We start from the raw sequence: 18,325 nt of genomic DNA, 5'->3' as shown, positions 1-18,325 counted from the left end.
TTTACGCTTCCCCCAAATAGGCTTTGATCACTTCAGGATTGTCGCGGATCTGCTCCGGCGTCCCGTCGGCCAGGGGCGTGCCCTGGTTGATCACCACGATGTGGTCGGAAATGCTCATGACCAGTTTCATGTCGTGTTCGATCAACAGCACCGTGGCGTTGTTTTCTTCACGCAGCACACCGATCAGCGCCTTGAGATCTTCAGTTTCCTTTGGGTTCAGGCCGGCGGCTGGTTCGTCGAGCATGAGGATCCGCGGGCGGGTCATCATGCAGCGGGCGATTTCCAGGCGACGTTGCTGACCGTAGGCCAGGGTGCCGGCGGGACGGTTGGCAAACTCGGTGAGGTTGACCTTGTCCAGCCAGTACTCCGCGTATTCCATGGCCTCGCGCTCGCTTTTGCGAAACGCCGGGGTCTTGAACAGGCCTGCAAAGAAGTTGGTGTTCAGGTGACGGTGTTGGGCGATCAACAGGTTTTCGACCGCCGTCATGTCTTTGAACAACCGCACGTTCTGGAAGGTACGCACCACGCCCTTGCGGGCGATCTCGTGACCGGCCAAACCCTGGATCGGCTGGCCGTCCAGCAGGATGCTGCCACCGCTTGGCTTGTAGAAGCCGGTGAGGCAGTTGAACACCGTGGTCTTGCCGGCGCCGTTGGGGCCGATCAATGCAACCACCTGTTTCTCTTTCACGGTCAGGGCCACGCCGTTGACCGCCAGCAAACCGCCAAAGCGCATGCTCAGATTTTCGACTTTCAGGATCTCGCGGCTCATTTGCGCAGCTCCATGTGTGGACGTTGCATGGGCAGCAGACCTTGAGGACGCCAGATCATCATCAGCACCATCATGGCGCCGAACATCAACATGCGGTATTCGCTGAACTCACGCATCATTTCCGGCAGCAGGATCATCACGATCGCGGCCAGGATCACGCCCAGTTGCGAGCCCATGCCGCCCAATACCACGATGGCAAGGATGATCGCCGACTCGATAAAGGTGAACGACTCCGGTGTCACCAGGCCTTGGCGCGCGGCGAAGAAGCTGCCGGCAAAACCGGCGAACGCAGCACCCAGGGTGAAGGCGGAGAGCTTGATGATGGTCGGGTTCAGGCCCAGGGCGCGGCAGGCGATTTCATCTTCGCGCAACGCTTCCCAAGCACGGCCGATTGGCATGCGCAGCAGGCGGTTGATCACGAACAATGCCGCCAGCGCCAGCAACAGCGCCACCAGGTACAGGAACACCACTTTGCTTACCGGGTTGTAGGCAATCCCGAAGTACTCGTGGAAGGTCTGCATGCCTTCGGCAGCGGTGCGGTCGAACGACAGCCCGAAGAACGTTGGCTTGGGGATGCTGCTAATGCCGTTGGGGCCGCCGGTGATGTCCGTGAGGTTACGCAGGAACAGACGAATGATCTCGCCGAAACCCAGGGTCACGATGGCGAGGTAGTCACCGCGCAGTCGCAGTACCGGGAAGCCCAGCAGAAAGCCGAACGTGGCCGCCGCCATGCCGGCCAGCGGCAGGCAGATCCAGAAGCTCCAGCCCAGATAGTGCGAGAGCAGCGCGTAGGTGTAGGCACCCACGGCGTAGAAACCCACATAACCCAGGTCGAGCAGGCCGGCGAGGCCCACCACGATGTTCAGGCCCAGGCCTAGCAACACGTAGATCAGGATCAGGGTGGCGATGTCTACGGCACCGCGCGAGCCAAAGAACGGCCAGATCAGCGCGGCCACGATCAGGCCGATGATGATGTAGCGCTGGGTGCGCGGCAGGGTCAGGAATTGGCTGACCTTAGGCGATACCAACGGACCACGGTTGCTCTTGAACAGAGCGCCGACCTGCTGGGTGAACAGCACACGCAGGAACATCAGCACCGAACACAGGGCGATGATGGTCAGGGTCACGGGACCGGTGCCATGCACTTCCAGGTTGATGCCGACAATGCTCAGCTTGAGGCCGAGTACCGGGAAGGCCACGGCCCACACCAGCAAGGCGCTGAAAAACGCCGATTTAAGATATCTGCTCATACTTTCTCAACCTCCGGACGGCCCAGGATGCCGGTCGGACGGAACAACAGCACCAGAACCAACAGGCCGAACGCCACGACGTCCTTGTACTGGTCGCCGAAGATATCGGCACCAAACGCCTCGGCCACACCCAGCACCAGCCCGCCGAGCATCGCGCCCGGAATACTGCCGATGCCGCCCAATACCGCTGCGGTAAAAGCCTTGAGGCCTACCAGGAAACCGGCGTTGGGGTTGATTACGCCGTACTGCATGCTCAGCAGTACCGCCGCGACGGCTGCCAGCGCAGCACCGATCACGAAGGTCAGGGCGATGATGTTGTTGGTGTTGATGCCCAACAGGTTGGCCATCTTGATGTCTTCGGCACAGGCCCGGCAGGCGCGCCCCAGACGGGAGCGGGAGATGAACAGGGTCAGGCCCAGCATGGCCACCAGGGTGACGACGAAGACCAGGATCTGCATGTAGGAAATCAGCACTTCTTCCGCACCACCTGGGCCGAAGGAGAAGCTCCCCGGGATCAGGTTGGGGATGGATTTATCCTTGGAGTCCTGAGACAGCAATACGGTGTTCTGCAGGAAAATCGACATGCCGATGGCGGAAATCAGCGGGATCAAACGGTTGCTGCCACGCAAGGGACGGTAGGCAACGCGCTCGATACTGTAACCATAGGCACTGGTTACGACGATCGACGCAAGGAACGCGGCGGTCATCAACAGCGGCAGGGAGTGGATACCCATCATGGCCAGCCCGGCAAGGGCGATGAAGGCCACGTAGGAACCAATCATGTACACCTCGCCATGGGCGAAGTTGATCATTCCAATGATGCCGTAAACCATTGTGTAGCCAATGGCTATCAAGGCATAGGTGCTGCCAATGGTCAGGCCATTAACCAGCTGTTGGAAAAAATGATAGATCTCAGGCATTACAGCGCTCCTAAAAACCCGATACGCATTTCACTGGTGGAGTCATGTTCCGGCTCTGTGCTGTGTTCTGTGAGCACATTTGCACAAAGCGTTTGCCAGCGAACCGCTGGTGACGGTTTTAAGATTTTCAGGTGAGCCAGCGCCCGGATCGCGGGTGACAGGCCCATAAACCTCGTAAAACAAAGCCCACTGCTCTCACAGTGGGCTTGTTGGACCAGTAACGCCTGGCTTACTGAGGGGAAACTTCGGTTTTTGGTTTGCCGAAGTGCCATTCGTAGACCACGAACTTGAAGTCCTTCAGGTCGCCCTTGGCGTCGAAGCTCAGCTCGCCGGTAGGGGTCTTGAAGGTGCCCGCGTGGATGGCGGCAGCCACTTTGGCGGTGTCTTCGCTCTTGGCAGCGGTAATACCGCCGGCGATGACTTCAATGGCCGAGTAGGCCGGGAACACGAACGGACCGGTTGGGTCCTGCTTGTTCTTGGTGAACTCTTCAACGATGGCTTTGTTGGCTGGGTCGGTGTCGAAGGATTTCGGCAGGGTCACCAGCAGGCCTTCGGAAGCACCTTGGGCGATTTGCGAGATGGAGTCGTTGCCGACGCCTTCAGGGCCCATGAACTTGGCGTTCAGGCCTTTTTCCTTGGCTTGGCGCAGGATCAGGCCCAGCTCAGGGTGGTAGCCGCCGTAGTAAACGAAGTCGACGTTGGCTTGTTTGAGTTTCTGGATGATCGAGGAGAAGTCTTTGTCGCCAGCGTTCAGGCCTTCGAAGACGGCAACTTTGGTGCCTTTTTCTTCCAGGGTCTTTTTGACGGCGGTGGCGATGCCTTCGCCGTATTGCTGTTTGTCGTGCAGGACGGCAACGATTTTAGGCTTCACGTGGTCGGCGATGTAGTTGCCGGCCGCTGGGCCTTGGGCGCTGTCGAGGCCGATGGTACGGAAGATCAGCTTGTAACCACGGGCGGTGATTTCCGGGCTGGTGGCCGCCGGGGTAATCATGATCACGCCTTCGTCTTCATAGATGTCGGACGCTGGCTGAGTGGAGCTGGAGCAGAGGTGACCGACCACGAACTTAACGCCGTCGTTAACCACTTTGTTGGCGACAGCCACGGCTTGTTTAGGGTCGCAAGCGTCGTCGTATTCCTTGGCTTCAAGCATTTTGCCGTCGACGCCGCCTTTGGCGTTGATGTCGGCGATAGCTTGCTTGGCACCCATGAATTGCATGTCGCCGTATTGCGTTACAGGACCAGTCTTTGGACCGGCGATGCCGATCTTGATGGTGTCAGCTGCGAACGAATGGCCGGCAACCCCAGCCAGGACCATAGCGGCAAACAGTTTGGAAATCTGCTTAGTAGCCTTATTCATAGTGCTCCACTCTTACTGTTGTATTTTTTATAGTTCTAGCGGCCTTGTGAGCTGCAGAACCGGATCAGATATCTCGGATATCCCCCGGCAGTGCCCTGGCAACTGTACCGGTACAGTGTAGAGCGCCGGTTCATCGCTTGAAAAGCTGGCTGCTGGGGGCAAAACCTTGGCGTGTCGCTTAAATGAAAGAAAAAGACAGAATTGCGGCGGGGTGATGCCAGAGTTTCGGGCAATCCTTGGCTTTCCTGACACTTTCTATCGATGACTCATTTGCAACTGGGTTTTTCTACCTCGGTCGCGACGTTATGATTGCGCCGATTTTTTCCCAAGGTGAACTCCCATGACGCAAGAACCTAGCACCCTCTATGCCAAGCTGCTCGGTGAAACCGCCGAAATTTCCTGGAAGGAGCTTGAACCGTTCTTTGCCAAGGGTGCCCTATTGTGGGTCGACACCGGCTTGGATTTGATCGAAGCCGCCGAGGGAATGGCCGAGGACAACCGTGACAAAGTCGCTGCCTGGCTGGCCTCGGGTAGCCTGGGCGAAGTGTCTGCGACGCGGGCATTGGACCTGGTGGAGCGTGACCCGAGTTTGTGGGCGGTGGTGGTTTCGCCGTGGATATTGATCCAGGAAAGGGCAGCGCAATAGAGGTGAGCACTAAAACGGTGCGTGTTTTTCCGTGGCAAAAGTGTGTAGCGGAGTAACCGCAGATACGGTGATGGCATCTTGCCGTGGAGAAAGGTCACAGCTCAGGGTGACGTGCGCGTCATGGGAACAGTTATCTTGCGAGCGAATAGGCGGGAGAATTGTTTCTCAGTGTGAATAAAGCGTAGCGGCTGTCAGATCATGACATGGGAAAGGGTGAATTCCGGTAAAGTTCGCCGCTTGTCACCCGGAGCTCGTCATGCCGTCAGCGCTGCCCCCTTTAGCCAAGTCCTCGCACCAGCTGCTTTACCTTATTTACGGTAATCAGGACGTTTATCGGCGCGAAGCCAAGTTCAGTATCCTCACTGCCTTGTCCCAGCTCAAAGCGGGCGAGTCGTTGTGCATCCGTGTCATGACCGATCGCCCCCAGGATTACTTCGGCTGGCCGGTTGAGACCATCACCTTGGACGAGCAGACCCTGACCCAATGGCAGGGTGAAAACGGCTATGCCCACCGCCGCAAGGCGTGCGCGATTGCCCACGGGCTTGCGCTTGCGGACAAGACCCTGTTCGTTGACACCGACACCCTGTTTCTCAAATCCCCCCATCGCGTGCTTGAGCTGATCGAGCCGGGCCAGTACGTGATGGATGGCTTCGAATACGACTGGAGCTACGTGTGCAAGCGTCCTGACTACCTCAAGTTGGGCGAGCACCTACAGGCCCATGGCATCTCTGCCGATAACAGCTTCAAGCTCTACAACAGTGGCCTGTGCGGTGTCCGCGCCAGTGATGCGCCGCTGCTCGAAGCGTCCATCTGCCTGATCGACGAGTGGACCCAGCACTCGTTCGATATCCACACCATCGAGCAAATCGCGATTTCCTTTGCGATGCGCGAACAGAAGGTGCGCGAGGCGTGCAAGTTTGTGCATCACTACTATGCCGACAAGCGCTTCTTCCATGCCATGCAGGCGCACTTCTTCGCCCAGCACGGTGAGGTATTCGGCCCTGAGTTGGTAGCGCGTTGCCTTGATGTGCCGCGGGTCAAGCCGGTGCCCTCGCCCTGGCAGCGATTGCGCATCAAATGGAAGCTGCGCAATCAGTGCAAGCGTGTCAAAAAGGTCGGCCGCGATCTGCTCTACGGCAGTTCGGCGCCCGAGCATCCGTACTACGACGTGTGCCGACATGGCTGGTGGGAATCGGCTTCCCGGGAGATTCGCGGCTGGGATGAGGCGGAGCAGCAGCGGTTTTTCGGCGCGAAAGACGCCGGCTGGCCGAAGCATATTCCCCGGCCTGCCAAGCGCGCTGACGAACAAACCATCCTCGCGTTCCTGCGCCAGCGCATGACGCAATGACGCAATGACGTTGCGACGGCGCCACGCGGCGCCGTCGCACAGTATCAGGCCGTCTTGCCGGTATGGTTATTCAACGAAATAACCTTGGTCTTGCCGATACGGTGACGATAGATCTCACGCAGGTACTTGATCGCTTTCTTCACGCAGTCCCGTGACAGGCGAATGTCATTGATCGATACGAACTTGTCTTTGTCGTTGATCAGCTCCCGGTACTTCTTCTCATACATCGGTTTGATCGCGTACCAGTTGGTGTCGAGGATCTTGGCCGGGTTTTCAAACTCGTTGAGCAGCTCGTCGATACGGTCTTCGTCGAAGTCCTCGTGGATGATGAAATCCAGGATCGAGTTGTCCAGCGTGTCATCGAAGCGGTACGGATTGCGCGCGAAGCAACGTTTGATAAACGCCACGATCAGCGTCAGGAAGTCATCCGACAGGCAGGGGCTCTTGGCAATCAGGGTGGTCAGCGACAGGTTGGCCGACGCGCCGATGACCAAGGCGTAGCGCTTGAGCGTGGTATTGGGGAACAGGCTGTTGAGGTGAGTCTTGAGCCGGTTCAGGTCCATGTAGGACAGTTTGTAGTCCTTGGGCAGCGAGACGATGGACACCACCGACGAGCAGTTCTTGAAGAAGTGCAGGTCGTGCAGCGCCGCTGCGTCATAGCCGGAATTCTTGTACTGCTCCAGGGACGCTTTGTAGCGCTTGGACTCGATTGGCAACAGGCTGATGCCTTCGATGGCCTGGGTGACCTTATTGAAGTGCGGCAGGTCGATGGAGCGGAAGAACAGATCGTCGATATTCAGGCGCTGGGGCTCCTTCTCGAAGACTTTGAACTTGTCATTCGAAGGAACCGGTGTTTCCGGAACCACGGACTCGGCGTAGGCAATCGCCACCGGGCCGGCCAGGCTCATGAATAGGTCGTTGGCGTCCAGGCGGATGGTTTCGCCGATGTCGATACCGGCGCGACGGAAGTAGTTCTGGTCGTAGTCGGTGGTCACGGCCTGGGCGGTGAGGATGTTGAAGATCTGCTGGGAGATGTACTGGTTGGCGTGTTTTTCCATGGCATTGACGTCAATGTTCTGGATGTTGCCGTCATCGCTTTCTTCGGCATAGCGCATGATGTCGTTGGAGATCAGCATCATCGCGTTCCATGGGCGGATACGCCCCTTCACGCTGGCTTCGCTGCTGTCTTCGTTGTCAAAGTTGTACGAGAAGTCCCACTCTTCCGAAAGGTATTTGCACAGCAGCCGGCCGGCGTTGATGTGCAGCGCCTCGGACATTTCACTGCGGTGATCGGAAATGTTCGGCAGCACACAAATACCGCTGGTGAAGATCGGCTCGAAGACGAAAGCATGGCCGCTTTTGCTGTCGTGCTCATCGGCGGGCTTGGTGTCGAAGGTCTTGTTCATGTACGAGTGCTGCTGGGCCAGGCCGAATTCCGAGGCCATGCCTGAGCCGGTACCGCCACCGGCGCTGAAGATCGAGAAGTACAGACGCGACTGATTGGCCTTGATGCCGCAGGAGTCGATGAGGTACGAGTGGATCATTTTCCAGTCGGGGCTGGAAAAGCGCTGGGTGTCTTTGTTGAGGATGATCTTCGCCAGGTATTGGCCGAGGATCGGCGCGTTACCGGCGCCACCGGCATGGACTTCGGAGAGGTCCATGATTTTCATCTTGCTGTAGTCGCGCAGGAAGCCGCTTTTTTCGCCCTTGCGTGAGAAGCGAATACGCCCGGCGATGTCCTTGTCCAGGTCGCCGAGCATCACCAACGGTTCCACCAGGAACACCGGCTTGCTGGCCTTGCCGCCGCCCAGGCGCAGGTTATTGCGGATCCACTGGGCCGGACTGTAACCCTTGTCCAACGATTTATCTTCGTTGCTGAACTCGTTCAGGTAGAACTTTCGCGCGTTGTACACCAACTCCGCCACGTCCAGCGCAATGTTCGAACCGCAGCGGCCCAGGCCGATCAGGCATACCGACGGAAACTCTTGCTCGCTGCGCTGCTCGCCGTCCACTTCCAGATGAGGCGGGCATGGAAACACCATGTCGCGCAGGCCATCGAGGTTATCGAGGATACGGTCGGTATTGGTTTCGGTGAAGTACAGGTATTGCTGGGTGGACAGCGGGCGGGCAGTGGTCAATGACGTTGAACCTGAGGGCTTCTGCGCAGGCGCTGCGAGCAACACGTCGGATACCACGGTGGCAGAGTTATTTTTAGAAGTCATTGTGCGCCATGTGCCTGGGCGGATGGCTGGAAAGAATCAAAGGGCCATCACGGAATGGGAGTTCGCGACTTTGCAGTGCGTCCTTGTCCGGGACGATCGGGCTGACCCCGTGTTCTCAGGGAAAACCTGGCCGGACTCTGATGAATCGGCCGTTCGTCGGGAATCTTTAGATGAATGATGGCGAAATGCCAAGGAATCGGCGTCAGCGAATTGGCCTCACGATAGAGGTGGGCCCAGGTCGGCCCGGGGCAGGTTCTCTCGGCGCGATGGTGTCTTTGGTGGCTGCCATGCTCAACGAATAAAGCGGGTTGTGTATGTCGATGCCCTGCATAACGCTGATGATGTCACTGGCGGCCACTGCTGGGCTCAGCAGGTAACCCTGGACGTAATCACAGCCGTGTTGGAGCAGCAGTTCGAACTGGGCATGGGTTTCCACGCCTTCGGTCACCACCTGCAGGTGCAGGGTATGGGCCATGCCGATAATCGCCTGGACGATCTCGATATCGGCGGTCGATTTGGGAATGTCCTGGATGAACGAACGATCAATCTTCAAGGTGTTGAGCGGCAGGCGCTTGAGGTAAGCGAGGGAGGAGTAGCCGGTGCCGAAATCGTCGATGGCCAGCGACACGCCCAGCGAACGTATTTGCCGCAACAGTGCCAGGGTGCTGCTGATGTTGCCCATCAGCGCATTTTCAGTCACTTCCAGCTCCAGGCGATTAGCGCCGATCCCGCTGAAGCGCAGGGCGTCTTCTATCTCATCTGCCAGCTCATCGCGGGCCAGGTTCAGGGCCGAGCAGTTCACCGCCATGGTCAGGTCGGTATAGCCTCGGTCGGTTAGCAGGCTCAAGTCATGGCAGGCCTGGCGCAGTACCCAGTGGTCGAGGTCGGCGATCAGTCCGTTGCTTTCGGCAATGCCGATAAATCGGTCCGGGGCCAGCAGCCCATGTTGCGGATGCTGCCAGCGCACGAGGGCCTCCAGGCGCGTGACTTTGCCCAGTTTCATGTCAAATATCGGTTGGTAGAACAGCACCAGTTGGTTCTGGGCGCGCAAGGCGCTGCGCAGTTCTTCTTCCAATTGCAGTTCGAGGAAGGCCCGGGTCTTCAGGTTGGAACTGAAGAAGTTCAGGCTGTTACGCCCCGTATCCTTGGACTGGTAAAGCGCCAGGTCGGCGGTCTTGAGCAGCTCTTCGCAGGTCAGGCCATCGTCGGGAAACAGGCTGATGCCGATGCTGGTGGTCATTACCATGCGGCGGCCGGCCAGTTCGATGGGCTCTTTCATTTTCTGCATGATGCGCTGGGCCAGGTGCCGCGCTTCGTCGCGGTGGTGGACGCTGATCAGGATGCAGAACTCATCGCCGCCAAACCGGGCGACCACGTCTGCATGGCTGCGCACCGAGCCTTTGATATGGCTGGCGAGTACGGTGAGCAATTGATCGCCGGCGTCATGACCGAGGCTGTCGTTGATGCGCTTGAAGTGGTCGATGTCCAGGAAAATAACGGCCATCATGCCGTTTGAAGCGGTTTTTTCGGCGATTTTCTCCGCAAAGATCTGATTGAAACCCCGGCGATTGAGCAGGCTGGTCAGGGCATCGTAATGGGCTACCTGTTGTAGAGAGGCGCGCGCCTGGTCCAGTTCGCTGAGCAGTGCGTTGACCCGACGCAGGTCGCGTTCCTTGTGCTGCAGTTTCTTGTCCGCCAGAGCAGCGCTGATGCTGCTGCCGATTACCAGCAGGGTGATCACGGCGACCGACAGTCCCAATTGGATCGGGTTGTTGTCCAGCGGCAATGAAAGGTCGGCCCCCGTGGGCACGATCAATTGCGTCGCGGCCATGCCGGTAAAGTGCATGCTGAGAATGCCCGCGCCCAGCACCAGGCTGGCGGCGTACTTGAGCAGTTGATGAAATACCCCAGTGCCGGTGCGCAGGTAACTCGACAGCAATAACGCGGCCAGGCTGGCGCCCATGGCGATGCCCACAGAGGCGAGGAACAGTCCCGACTCGAAATACATCTGAGCCTGGGAGCGCATGGCTGACATGCCGACGTAGTGCATCAACGCGATGCCAAACCCCATCCAGACCGACGCCAGCACGTATTGGTGGAACCGCAGGTTGGCATGACTGAGGGTTTTCATGGCGAACAACGAGGCGATCAGGGCGATCAGCAGCGAGGCGAACGTTGTAATCAGTTCGTAGTGAATCGCAATGGGGGCTTGGAAGGCCAGCATGCTGATGAAGTGGGTAGACCAAATGCCACCCGCCAGGCAGCCGGCACCCAGCCAGCGCCAGTGGCGGCGTGCGGTGGGATCTTCGACATGGCCAACGCGTTCAGCCATGTCCAGGGTGCCGAACCCCGCCGCACAGGCCACCAGATAGGCCAGCAACACCAGGAAAGGGTTATGACTGCAATTGAGTAATAAGTGCCCGTTCGCTGGAAGATCGGTAAAGAAGTGCAGACCCAGCCATTCCATAGCATGTCCCGTCATAGCGTCACGTCACAGCCTGCGGCAATGACCTATGGGGTCGAGTATAGAAGCCTCGAAGGATTTGCCAGGGATAATGGCACTTTGCTCTGAATGATTTTGGCATGCCACCCATAGCGATTAATGCTAAGCGCTGATGGGCAGTTCCAATTCGAACGGCGCTTGCAACGGCGGCAGGCCAAATGCGGCGCGGGCTGCATCGCAGTCGACGTTCTGTTCGCCCTGACTCCACGACGCATCGAACTCTCGGCAGGGGCTTGAACGCTGCTCATATATTGAGCAACTGGTGCCTTTGCCGACTTCACCTTCAAGGCTGCAGCAGCGTGCGGGCTTTTGATCAGTCCCGATCATCGCCACGCGGGTCGGGTTGATCTGCACCACCAGGTCATCCGGCACCGTGCCCCCCGATGAGGCACACTCACCCCAGAAGAAAGACACACGGAAGTGTGAACAGCAGGCACCGCAACTCAGACACGGACTGGCTTCGGACATGGGCGTCATCGATAAGAAAGGTAAGAAGGGGGTGCTACGGGAAGGCTCGCCATTCTATCCGCGCCATGGCCGTTGGGAAGAGGGTGGCGCACTTATATTTTTGTAGGTGAAGTCCCGCAGCACCGGGTGAAATCATGCCCTATCAGCTTTACGAATCATTACAGACAACCAGAGCTCGCCTGACTATGTTGCAGGTACCGGGCAGGATGCATCGGGCATCGCAGCTCTCATAACAATAAAAGAGACGGACCCATGCAGAACTCGACCCAAGCGGCGAATGCCTGGCGCATTCTGTTCCTGCTGTTTCTGGCCAACCTGTTCAACTTCTTCGACCGCACGATTCCGGCGATCATCATTGAGCCAATCCGCATGGAATGGCACCTGAGCGACTTCCAGCTCGGCATCATCGGCACCGCTTTCACTATCGTCTACGCCATTGCCGGCCTGCCGCTGGGGCGCATGGCCGATACCGGCTCGCGCAGCAAACTCATGGGCTGGGGCCTGTTCGCGTGGAGCGGCCTGACGGCGGTCAACGGCTTGGTCGGCAGTTTCTGGACATTCTTGCTGGTGCGCATGGGCATCGGTATCGGTGAAGCCAGTTATGCGCCTGCCGCCAACTCGCTGATTGGCGATCTGTTCCCGGCGCACCGCCGTGCTCGAGCCATGGGGATTTTCATGCTGGGCCTGCCGCTTGGCCTATTGCTGGCATTCTTTACCATTGGCTGGATGGTCAAGGCCTTCGACAGCTGGCGCGCGCCGTTCTTTATCGCCGCCGTGCCTGGGATGATCCTTGCGGTGTTCATGTTCTATATCAAGGAGCCCAAGCGCGGCGCCGCCGAAACCGTACAAGTCTCCCAGGAACGCGTCGACCGCCCGATTCGCCGCGTACTGGCTGTGCCGACTTTCCTGTGGCTGGTGCTGGCTGGCCTGTGCTTCAACTTTGCCACCTACGCGTGCAACTCGTTCCTGGTGCCGATGCTGCAGCGCTATTTCCTTATGCCACTGCAGGACGCGGCGGTCGCCACTGGCGTCATTGTCGGGTTGACCGGCCTGGTGGGCTTGACCTTGGGGGGCTGGATTGCCGACAAGATCCATCAACGTGTTGCCAATGGCCGGCTGCTGTTTGCGGCGTTCAGCCTGATCATCTCCACTGTGACCACCGCCTGGGCATTGCATGCCGGGCGCATCGAGATCGGCGTGTTTGTGGCCCTGTTCAGTGTGGGCTGGTTGTTTGCGTATAACTTCTACACCTGCGTGTACACCGCGATCCAGGACGTGGTCGAGCCGCGCCTGCGGGCCACGGCGATGGCGTTGTTCTTTGCCGGGTTGTACTTGCTCGGCGGCGGGATGGGGCCGATTGTGGTGGGCGGGCTGTCCGACCACTTTGCCCATTCGGCGATGTATGCCGATGGGGCTGCGCAGATGACCGAGGCTTATAAAGCCGTGGGCTTGCACGACGCCATGTACCTGATTCCGGTGGCGCTGTTTTTGACGATGTTGTTTCTGTTCCAGGCGTCATGCAGTTTTGTGCGTGATGCCAAGCGTATGAAGGAAGGCTTGATGGCGGTTGAGGTGCCGGCTGCGGCAGCGACTGCTTGAAACCGCGGTGATTCCACCGGGGGCAAGCTTCCTCCCGCAGTTGACCGAGTTGTCATGTCGACCACTGATCAATGTGGGAGGGGGCTTGCCCCCGATGAAGCCCAAAGCCAACGCTGTTCTCCAGCGAATAAAAAAGGCCCGCATTGCGCGGGCCTTCTTGTTCAGCAGGGCAGGGCGGTAATCAACCCGCTACCAACACCCGAATGGCTTCCAGTCGCAGCGCCGCTTTGTCGAGCATGGCCAGGCCTTGCTCGCGTTGGTTGCGCAGGGCAACCAACTCACTGTCACGCACGGTCGGGTTGACCGCTTGCAACGCGGTCAGGCGTGCCAGTTCTTCGTCGGTGTCTGCCGCCAGGCGACGCTTGGCCTCGGCCACACGTTCGGCGTGGCGCGGAGTGATCTTCTCTTCACCGGCGTTGATGCGCGGGGTGAGTTGATCGCGCTGGGCTTGCACGAACTTGTTGGCGCTGGCCCGTGGCACGCTTTCCAACTGGTCGTTCAGGGTTTCGAACGAGACGCGGCCGGACAGGTCGTTGCCGTTGGTATCCAGCAAGCAGCGCAGTGCCGCCGGCGGCAGGTAGCGACCCAGTTGCAGTGCGCGTGGTGCGACGACTTCGCTGACGTAGAGCAGCTCCAGCAGCACGGTGCCCGGCTTGAGCGCCTTGTTCTTGATCAGCGCCACGGCGGTATTGCCCATGGAACCGGACAGCACCAGGTCCATGCCGCCCTGCACCATCGGGTGTTCCCAGGTGATGAACTGCATGTCTTCGCGCGACAGTGCCTGGTTACGGTCGTAGGTGATGGTTACACCTTCGTCGTCGCCCAGGGGGAAGCTGGCGTCGAGCATTTTTTCGCTGGGCTTGAGGATCAGCGCGTTTTCCGAATGGTCTTCGCTGTCGATGCCGAATGCGTCGAACAGGGTTTCCATGTAGATCGGCAGGGCGAACTGGTCGTCTTGTTCAAGAATGTCTTCAACCAGCGCATCGCCTTCGCCAGCGCCGCCGGAGTTGAGCTCCAGCAGACGGTCACGACCGGTATGCAGCTCTTGCTCCAGGCGCTCGCGCTCGGCACGGGCTTCGTCGATCAGGGCTTGCCACTCGCCGTCGTCGGCGTTTTCCAGCAGCGGCAGTAGGCGCGGGCCGAACTGATGCTGCAAGGCGTTGCCGGTCGGGCAGGTGTTGAGGAACGCGTTCAGCGCTTCGTGGTACCACTGGAACAGGCGCTCTTGCGGGCTGGTTTCCAGGTACGGCACGTGCAGTTCGATCACATGCTTCTGGCCGATCCGGTCCAGACGACCGATCCGCTGTTCCAGCAGGTCGGGGTGTGACGGCAGGTCGAACAGCACCAAGTGGTGGGAGAACTGGAAGTTGCGGCCTTCACTGCCGATTTCCGAGCAGATCAGCACCTGTGCGCCAAACTCTTCGTCGGCAAAGTAGGCGGCGGCGCGGTCACGTTCGAGGATGTTCATGCCCTCGTGGAACACCGTGGCCGGGATGCCGGAGCGCACGCGCAGGGCGTCTTCCAGGTCCATGGCGGTTTCGGCGTGGGCGCAGATCACCAGCACTTTGGTGCGCTTGAGCATTTTGAGCTGGTCGATCAGCCACTCGACGCGCGGGTCGAAGCGCCACCAGCGGTTTTCTTCATCGATGTCCGGTTGCGACTGGAAGCTGACTTCCGGGTACAGCTCGGCGTGTTCGCCCAGCGGCAACTCCAGGTATTCATCCGGGTTCGGCATTGGGTAGGCGTGCAGCTTGCGCTCCGGGAAACCCTGCACGGCGGCACGAGTGTTACGGAACAGCACGCGGCCGGTGCCGTGGCGGTCGAGCAGCTCACGCACCAAGCGCGCGCTGGCTTCGGCGTCGCCATCGTTGACGGCGGTGAGCAGCGCTTCGCCTTCGTTGCCGAGGAAGCCTTGGATGGTCTTGTGTGCGGTCGGTGACAAGCGGCCCTTATCGAGCAGCTCCTGCACGGCTTCGGCCACCGGGCGATAGTTCTCGCTCTCGGCGCGGAAGGCGTGCAGGTCGTGGAATCGGTTCGGGTCCAACAGGCGCAGGCGAGCGAAGTGGCTGTCCTGGCCCAGTTGCTCCGGGGTAGCGGTGAGCAGCAGTACGCCGGGGATCACTTCGGCGAGTTGCTCCACCAGCGTGTATTCCGGGCTGGCTTTTTCTTCATGCCAGACCAGGTGGTGGGCTTCGTCGACTACCAGCAAGTCCCAGCCGGCGGCGAACAGCGCGTCCTGGGCCTTCTCGTCGTCCACCAGCCATTCCAGTGCAACCAGGGCCAACTGGGTGTCTTCGAACGGGTTGGCGGCATCGCTTTCGATGAAGCGTTCTTCGTCGAACAGCGCAACTTGCAGGTTGAAGCGGCGGCGCATTTCCACCAGCCACTGGTGCTGCAGGTTTTCCGGGACCAGGATCAGCACACGATTGGCGCGGCCCGACAGCAATTGGCGATGGATCACCAGGCCGGCTTCGATGGTCTTGCCCAGGCCTACTTCGTCCGCCAGCAATACCCGCGGCGCGATACGGTCAGCGACTTCACGGGCGATATGCAGTTGGTGAGCAATGGGTTGCGCACGCACGCCACCCAGGCCCCACAGCGAGGACTGCAATTGGCGGCTGGTGTGTTCCAGGGTGTGGTAGCGCAGCGAGAACCACGCCAACGGGTCGATTTGGCCGGCGAACAGACGGTCGCTGGCCAGTCGGAACTGGATGAAGTTGGAGAGTTGGGTTTCCGGCAGGGTAACCTGCTCGTTCTGCCCATTGAGGCCGTGGTAAACCAACAGACCGTCGACGTCGTCGACTTCCTGAACGGTCATTTTCCAGCCTTCGAAATGGGTGATGGAGTCACCCGGCGAGAACCTCACGCGGGTGAGGGGCGCATTCCGTAGCGCATACTGGCGAGTGTCGCCAGTGGCCGGATAGAGCACGGTCAACAAGCGGCCGTCCTGTGCCAGAACGGTGCCTAACCCCAGCTCTGCTTCGCTGTCACTAATCCAGCGTTGCCCCGGTTGATACTGCTGCGCCATGCTGCCTGACTCCCGCCGTGAAAAAGCCGACTATCTTAACGGAACAAGGCCCTCAGCCAAAGGACTCTGACGAAAACTACTCCGTTTGAGTGCAGGGGCGAGCGCTGAATCGACGGGTGGCGGGCACTTGCGAGTGTCGACTGGGTCACAGGTTGGCGAGTCCGTGCTCAAGTCGTCGCCCGGCCCGCCGACAGCCTGCTGACAGGAGAACAACTATCATGCTGCCACCCATGCTGCCCGTCAGCGTTGTACCGGTTACGTCGCAACTCGACCCGGTCCGCCAGAAACCGGATATTCCGCCCGTGGTCCCTGTGCAAGCGGGCTCCAACGAAAGCACGATCGACCTGAAAAAGGGCGATGCCGAGCAGTCGACCTTTTTGCTGCGCGAGGAACAACGCCGCCAGCAGGAACAACAGAAACGTCGGCGCGAAGCCGATGAAAACCCGGATCAGCACCTGGCGATCCCGGGCGACCTGCTCAATGCCGACAACACCGTACCGGTCGTGCCGTTGATCGAAGACGCGCCGCGCCAGGGCTTGTGGGTTGACGTCGAAGTTTAAGCGCTCAGTTGCCGCAGGGCTGCCATCAGCGACTTGATGTCGTGATCGTTGTTCAGGGGGCTGACGGAGATTCTTGCAACGCTTGCCAGGCCACGCGCCTGCATATCCAGCGGGGTGTAGCCCACGCCGTTGGCGCCGATATTGATGCGCTTCAATCCCAATTGCCGTTTGAGTTCGAAGGCGTCCCAGCCGGCGAGGTTGAAAGCGATCAGCCCTGATTGAAGCGTGCCCAGTTCATGTAGGGAAATCCCCGGAATCTCACGTAGAGCTTCACGAATTTGCGCGCTGGTCTGTGCGACGCGTTCCCATACGCGCTCAATCCCCAGGTGATTCATCTCGCGCAGCGCATTTCCCAAACCCGCTAACAGCGCGAAGGACACTTCGCTGGTTTCAAAGCGCCTGGCGTCGTCGCGCAGGTCGAAACCGGTTGCGGCCAAGGGGGCAGAAAGCACGTCACGCTGGGCCGGGTCCAGGTGCTGGAGAAAGTCCGGCCGTACATACAGCAGCGCCGTGCCTCGCGGCCCGCGCAGGTGTTTGCGACCGGCCGACTTGAGTACGTCACACTGCAACGCTTGTACATCCACCGGCACTTGGCCGACGGCTTGGCCGGCGTCGACAAAGTAGGGGATGCCATGACGCTTGGCCACTGCGCCGATGGCCTGGGCGGGGTTGATCAGGCCGCCGTTGGCCGGGAGCCAGGTGAGGTCGATCAGCTTTACATGGGCATCGATCATTGACTCCAGCGCCACGGGGCAAACCGCGCCGGTTGCATCGCAGGGGATGACTTCCACCCGTGCACCCGCCTGCACGGCCAGCTGCATGCTCGCCAGATTGCCGCCCCATTCGTGGCGCCCCACCAGAATGCGATCACCGGGTTGCCACGCGCCCAAGGCTTGGAACGCCATGCTCCAGGCAGTTGAGCCGCTGCTGGCAAACGCTATGGACGCGGCGGGCGCATTGAGCAGTTGCGCGGCGGCGTGGCGGGCTTTTTCCATCAGCATGGCGCCATGCTCACCGGCCTCCATTGGACCGTCGCGGGCTTCGCGCTGTAGTTGGTCGATGATGGCGTCCAGTGTCGCCTGGCTTGGCAGGGACGCGCCGGCATGGTTGAAGTGCACGAGGCCCGATTGGCAGCCGGGAGTGGCCTCCCTTAATCGTTGAATATCCAGCGGGCTCACGGCTGCAACTCGAAAATTGCGTCAACCTCCACCGCCACGCCGGCCGGCAGGCTGGCAACACCCACCGCTGTTCGCACATGCCGGCCCTGTTCGCCGAGTGCATTCACCAGCAGGTTCGACGCACCGTTCGCCACCGCGCCCTGGTGCTGGAAGTCAGCGCTGCTGGCGATAAAAACCCCCAGGCGCAGGGTGCGTACCAAGCGCGACAGGTCATCGCCCAAGGCATCGCTCAATTGCGCGAGCAAGCTCAGTGCAGCCAGTTCTGCCGCCTGGGTGCCGTCTTCCTCGCTGAGGGATTCCCCCAGTCTGCCGAGGTAAGCAGGCTTGCCGTCGAGCAGGGGGATCTGCCCGGAAATAAACAGCTGGTTCTGGCTGATGACATGGTTGATGTAGTTGGCAATCGGCTGGCTGGGGGCTGGCAGCGTCAAGCCAAGGGCGTGCACGCGTTGGCGGATGGAGTTGCTCATGCTGAATCCT

14 protein-coding genes are annotated in these 18,325 nt (G+C 59.7%); 4 read left to right on the top strand and 10 right to left on the bottom strand.

The annotated features are described in order from the left end of the window. Position 1 precedes the first annotated feature (1 nt). From livG to ACVWXD_RS18055, 4 genes are all read right to left on the bottom strand, one after another. Positions 2-769, bottom strand: coding sequence for a high-affinity branched-chain amino acid ABC transporter ATP-binding protein LivG (gene livG / locus ACVWXD_RS18070; RefSeq protein ID WP_012722652.1), 768 nt, complete (start codon positions 767-769; stop codon positions 2-4). After that, positions 766-2,019: a high-affinity branched-chain amino acid ABC transporter permease LivM gene (locus ACVWXD_RS18065; protein ID WP_095184031.1), complete on the bottom strand. Its 1,254-nt coding sequence runs from the start codon at positions 2,017-2,019 to the stop codon at positions 766-768. Before ACVWXD_RS18065 ends, livG begins: the two co-directional genes overlap by 4 nt. Next, entirely contained in the window at positions 2,016-2,939 is a 924-nt protein-coding gene (gene livH, locus ACVWXD_RS18060) for a high-affinity branched-chain amino acid ABC transporter permease LivH (protein WP_003172375.1), read from the bottom strand. The genes ACVWXD_RS18065 and livH overlap by 4 nt, the downstream gene beginning before the upstream one ends. A 229-nt stretch (positions 2,940-3,168) precedes the next feature. Continuing rightward, positions 3,169-4,296 (bottom strand): branched-chain amino acid ABC transporter substrate-binding protein, encoded by a 1,128-nt coding sequence (locus ACVWXD_RS18055; RefSeq protein ID WP_032891577.1) that lies wholly within the window; start codon positions 4,294-4,296, stop codon positions 3,169-3,171. 340 nt (positions 4,297-4,636) lie between these two features. Between ACVWXD_RS18055 and ACVWXD_RS18050 the strand changes: the two genes are divergently transcribed. Together ACVWXD_RS18050 and ACVWXD_RS18045 are read left to right on the top strand one after the other, a co-directional pair. After that, positions 4,637-4,942 (top strand): DUF2288 domain-containing protein, encoded by a 306-nt coding sequence (locus ACVWXD_RS18050; protein WP_099601291.1) that lies wholly within the window; start codon positions 4,637-4,639, stop codon positions 4,940-4,942. A gap of 256 nt (positions 4,943-5,198) precedes the next feature. After that, the gene (locus ACVWXD_RS18045) at positions 5,199-6,290 is read left to right on the top strand and encodes a hypothetical protein (protein WP_122764887.1); all 1,092 of its coding nucleotides are present in this window, start codon (positions 5,199-5,201) and stop codon (positions 6,288-6,290) included. A gap of 44 nt (positions 6,291-6,334) precedes the next feature. Here the strand turns inward: ACVWXD_RS18045 and ACVWXD_RS18040 are convergent, their stop codons facing one another. From ACVWXD_RS18040 to ACVWXD_RS18030, 3 genes are all read right to left on the bottom strand, one after another. After that, on the bottom strand, positions 6,335-8,512 hold the full coding sequence (locus tag ACVWXD_RS18040; protein WP_181642715.1) for a hypothetical protein: 2,178 nt from the start codon (positions 8,510-8,512) through the stop codon (positions 6,335-6,337). 202 nt (positions 8,513-8,714) lie between these two features. Continuing rightward, positions 8,715-10,979 carry a putative bifunctional diguanylate cyclase/phosphodiesterase gene (locus ACVWXD_RS18035; protein ID WP_032891569.1) on the bottom strand — a complete coding sequence of 755 codons (2,265 nt, stop codon included), beginning with the start codon at positions 10,977-10,979 and terminating at the stop codon, positions 8,715-8,717. 138 nt (positions 10,980-11,117) lie between these two features. Continuing rightward, positions 11,118-11,483, bottom strand: a complete 366-nt coding sequence (locus tag ACVWXD_RS18030) for a YkgJ family cysteine cluster protein (protein ID WP_032891567.1) — start codon at positions 11,481-11,483, stop codon at positions 11,118-11,120. 252 nt (positions 11,484-11,735) lie between these two features. On the opposite strand from ACVWXD_RS18030, the gene ACVWXD_RS18025 reads away from it, so the two are divergent. Then, positions 11,736-13,082, top strand: a complete 1,347-nt coding sequence (locus tag ACVWXD_RS18025) for a spinster family MFS transporter (RefSeq protein ID WP_457371231.1) — start codon at positions 11,736-11,738, stop codon at positions 13,080-13,082. Positions 13,083-13,263: 181 nt separating this feature from the next. Here the strand turns inward: ACVWXD_RS18025 and rapA are convergent, their stop codons facing one another. Then, positions 13,264-16,110 (bottom strand): RNA polymerase-associated protein RapA, encoded by a 2,847-nt coding sequence (rapA, locus tag ACVWXD_RS18020; RefSeq protein WP_032891564.1) that lies wholly within the window; start codon positions 16,108-16,110, stop codon positions 13,264-13,266. Between the two features lie 218 nt (positions 16,111-16,328). On the opposite strand from rapA, the gene ACVWXD_RS18015 reads away from it, so the two are divergent. Then, complete coding sequence (locus tag ACVWXD_RS18015; protein ID WP_032891563.1) at positions 16,329-16,670, top strand: hypothetical protein; 342 nt, start codon at positions 16,329-16,331, stop codon at positions 16,668-16,670. On the opposite strand, the gene ACVWXD_RS18010 is transcribed toward ACVWXD_RS18015, so the two are convergent. Further along, positions 16,667-17,848 (bottom strand): aminotransferase class V-fold PLP-dependent enzyme, encoded by a 1,182-nt coding sequence (locus ACVWXD_RS18010; RefSeq protein WP_457371230.1) that lies wholly within the window; start codon positions 17,846-17,848, stop codon positions 16,667-16,669. The two genes, ACVWXD_RS18015 and ACVWXD_RS18010, sit on opposite strands and share 4 nt — an antisense overlap. Then, positions 17,845-18,315 (bottom strand): RidA family protein, encoded by a 471-nt coding sequence (locus ACVWXD_RS18005; RefSeq protein WP_099601298.1) that lies wholly within the window; start codon positions 18,313-18,315, stop codon positions 17,845-17,847. The genes ACVWXD_RS18010 and ACVWXD_RS18005 overlap by 4 nt, the downstream gene beginning before the upstream one ends. Positions 18,316-18,325 lie beyond the last annotated feature (10 nt).

The sequence above is a fragment of the Pseudomonas sp. TE3911 genome (assembly GCF_054062775.1).
Note: the sequence above shows the minus strand (reverse complement) of the source record. Positions and strands in the feature narration are given on the sequence as shown.

What these genes read in the sequence shown, in the direction of transcription:
- livG (WP_012722652.1), bottom strand. Translation starts at nt 769, where the DNA reads ATGAGCCGCGAGATCCTGAAAGTCGAAAATCTGAGCATGCGCTTTGGC.
- ACVWXD_RS18065 (WP_095184031.1), bottom strand. Translation starts at nt 2,019, where the DNA reads ATGAGCAGATATCTTAAATCGGCGTTTTTCAGCGCCTTGCTGGTGTGG.
- livH (WP_003172375.1), bottom strand. Translation starts at nt 2,939, where the DNA reads ATGCCTGAGATCTATCATTTTTTCCAACAGCTGGTTAATGGCCTGACC.
- ACVWXD_RS18055 (WP_032891577.1), bottom strand. Translation starts at nt 4,296, where the DNA reads ATGAATAAGGCTACTAAGCAGATTTCCAAACTGTTTGCCGCTATGGTC.
- ACVWXD_RS18050 (WP_099601291.1), top strand. Translation starts at nt 4,637, where the DNA reads ATGACGCAAGAACCTAGCACCCTCTATGCCAAGCTGCTCGGTGAAACC.
- ACVWXD_RS18045 (WP_122764887.1), top strand. Translation starts at nt 5,199, where the DNA reads ATGCCGTCAGCGCTGCCCCCTTTAGCCAAGTCCTCGCACCAGCTGCTT.
- ACVWXD_RS18040 (WP_181642715.1), bottom strand. Translation starts at nt 8,512, where the DNA reads ATGACTTCTAAAAATAACTCTGCCACCGTGGTATCCGACGTGTTGCTC.
- ACVWXD_RS18035 (WP_032891569.1), bottom strand. Translation starts at nt 10,979, where the DNA reads ATGGAATGGCTGGGTCTGCACTTCTTTACCGATCTTCCAGCGAACGGG.
- ACVWXD_RS18030 (WP_032891567.1), bottom strand. Translation starts at nt 11,483, where the DNA reads ATGTCCGAAGCCAGTCCGTGTCTGAGTTGCGGTGCCTGCTGTTCACAC.
- ACVWXD_RS18025 (WP_457371231.1), top strand. Translation starts at nt 11,736, where the DNA reads ATGCAGAACTCGACCCAAGCGGCGAATGCCTGGCGCATTCTGTTCCTG.
- rapA (WP_032891564.1), bottom strand. Translation starts at nt 16,110, where the DNA reads ATGGCGCAGCAGTATCAACCGGGGCAACGCTGGATTAGTGACAGCGAA.
- ACVWXD_RS18015 (WP_032891563.1), top strand. Translation starts at nt 16,329, where the DNA reads ATGCTGCCACCCATGCTGCCCGTCAGCGTTGTACCGGTTACGTCGCAA.
- ACVWXD_RS18005 (WP_099601298.1), bottom strand. Translation starts at nt 18,315, where the DNA reads ATGAGCAACTCCATCCGCCAACGCGTGCACGCCCTTGGCTTGACGCTG.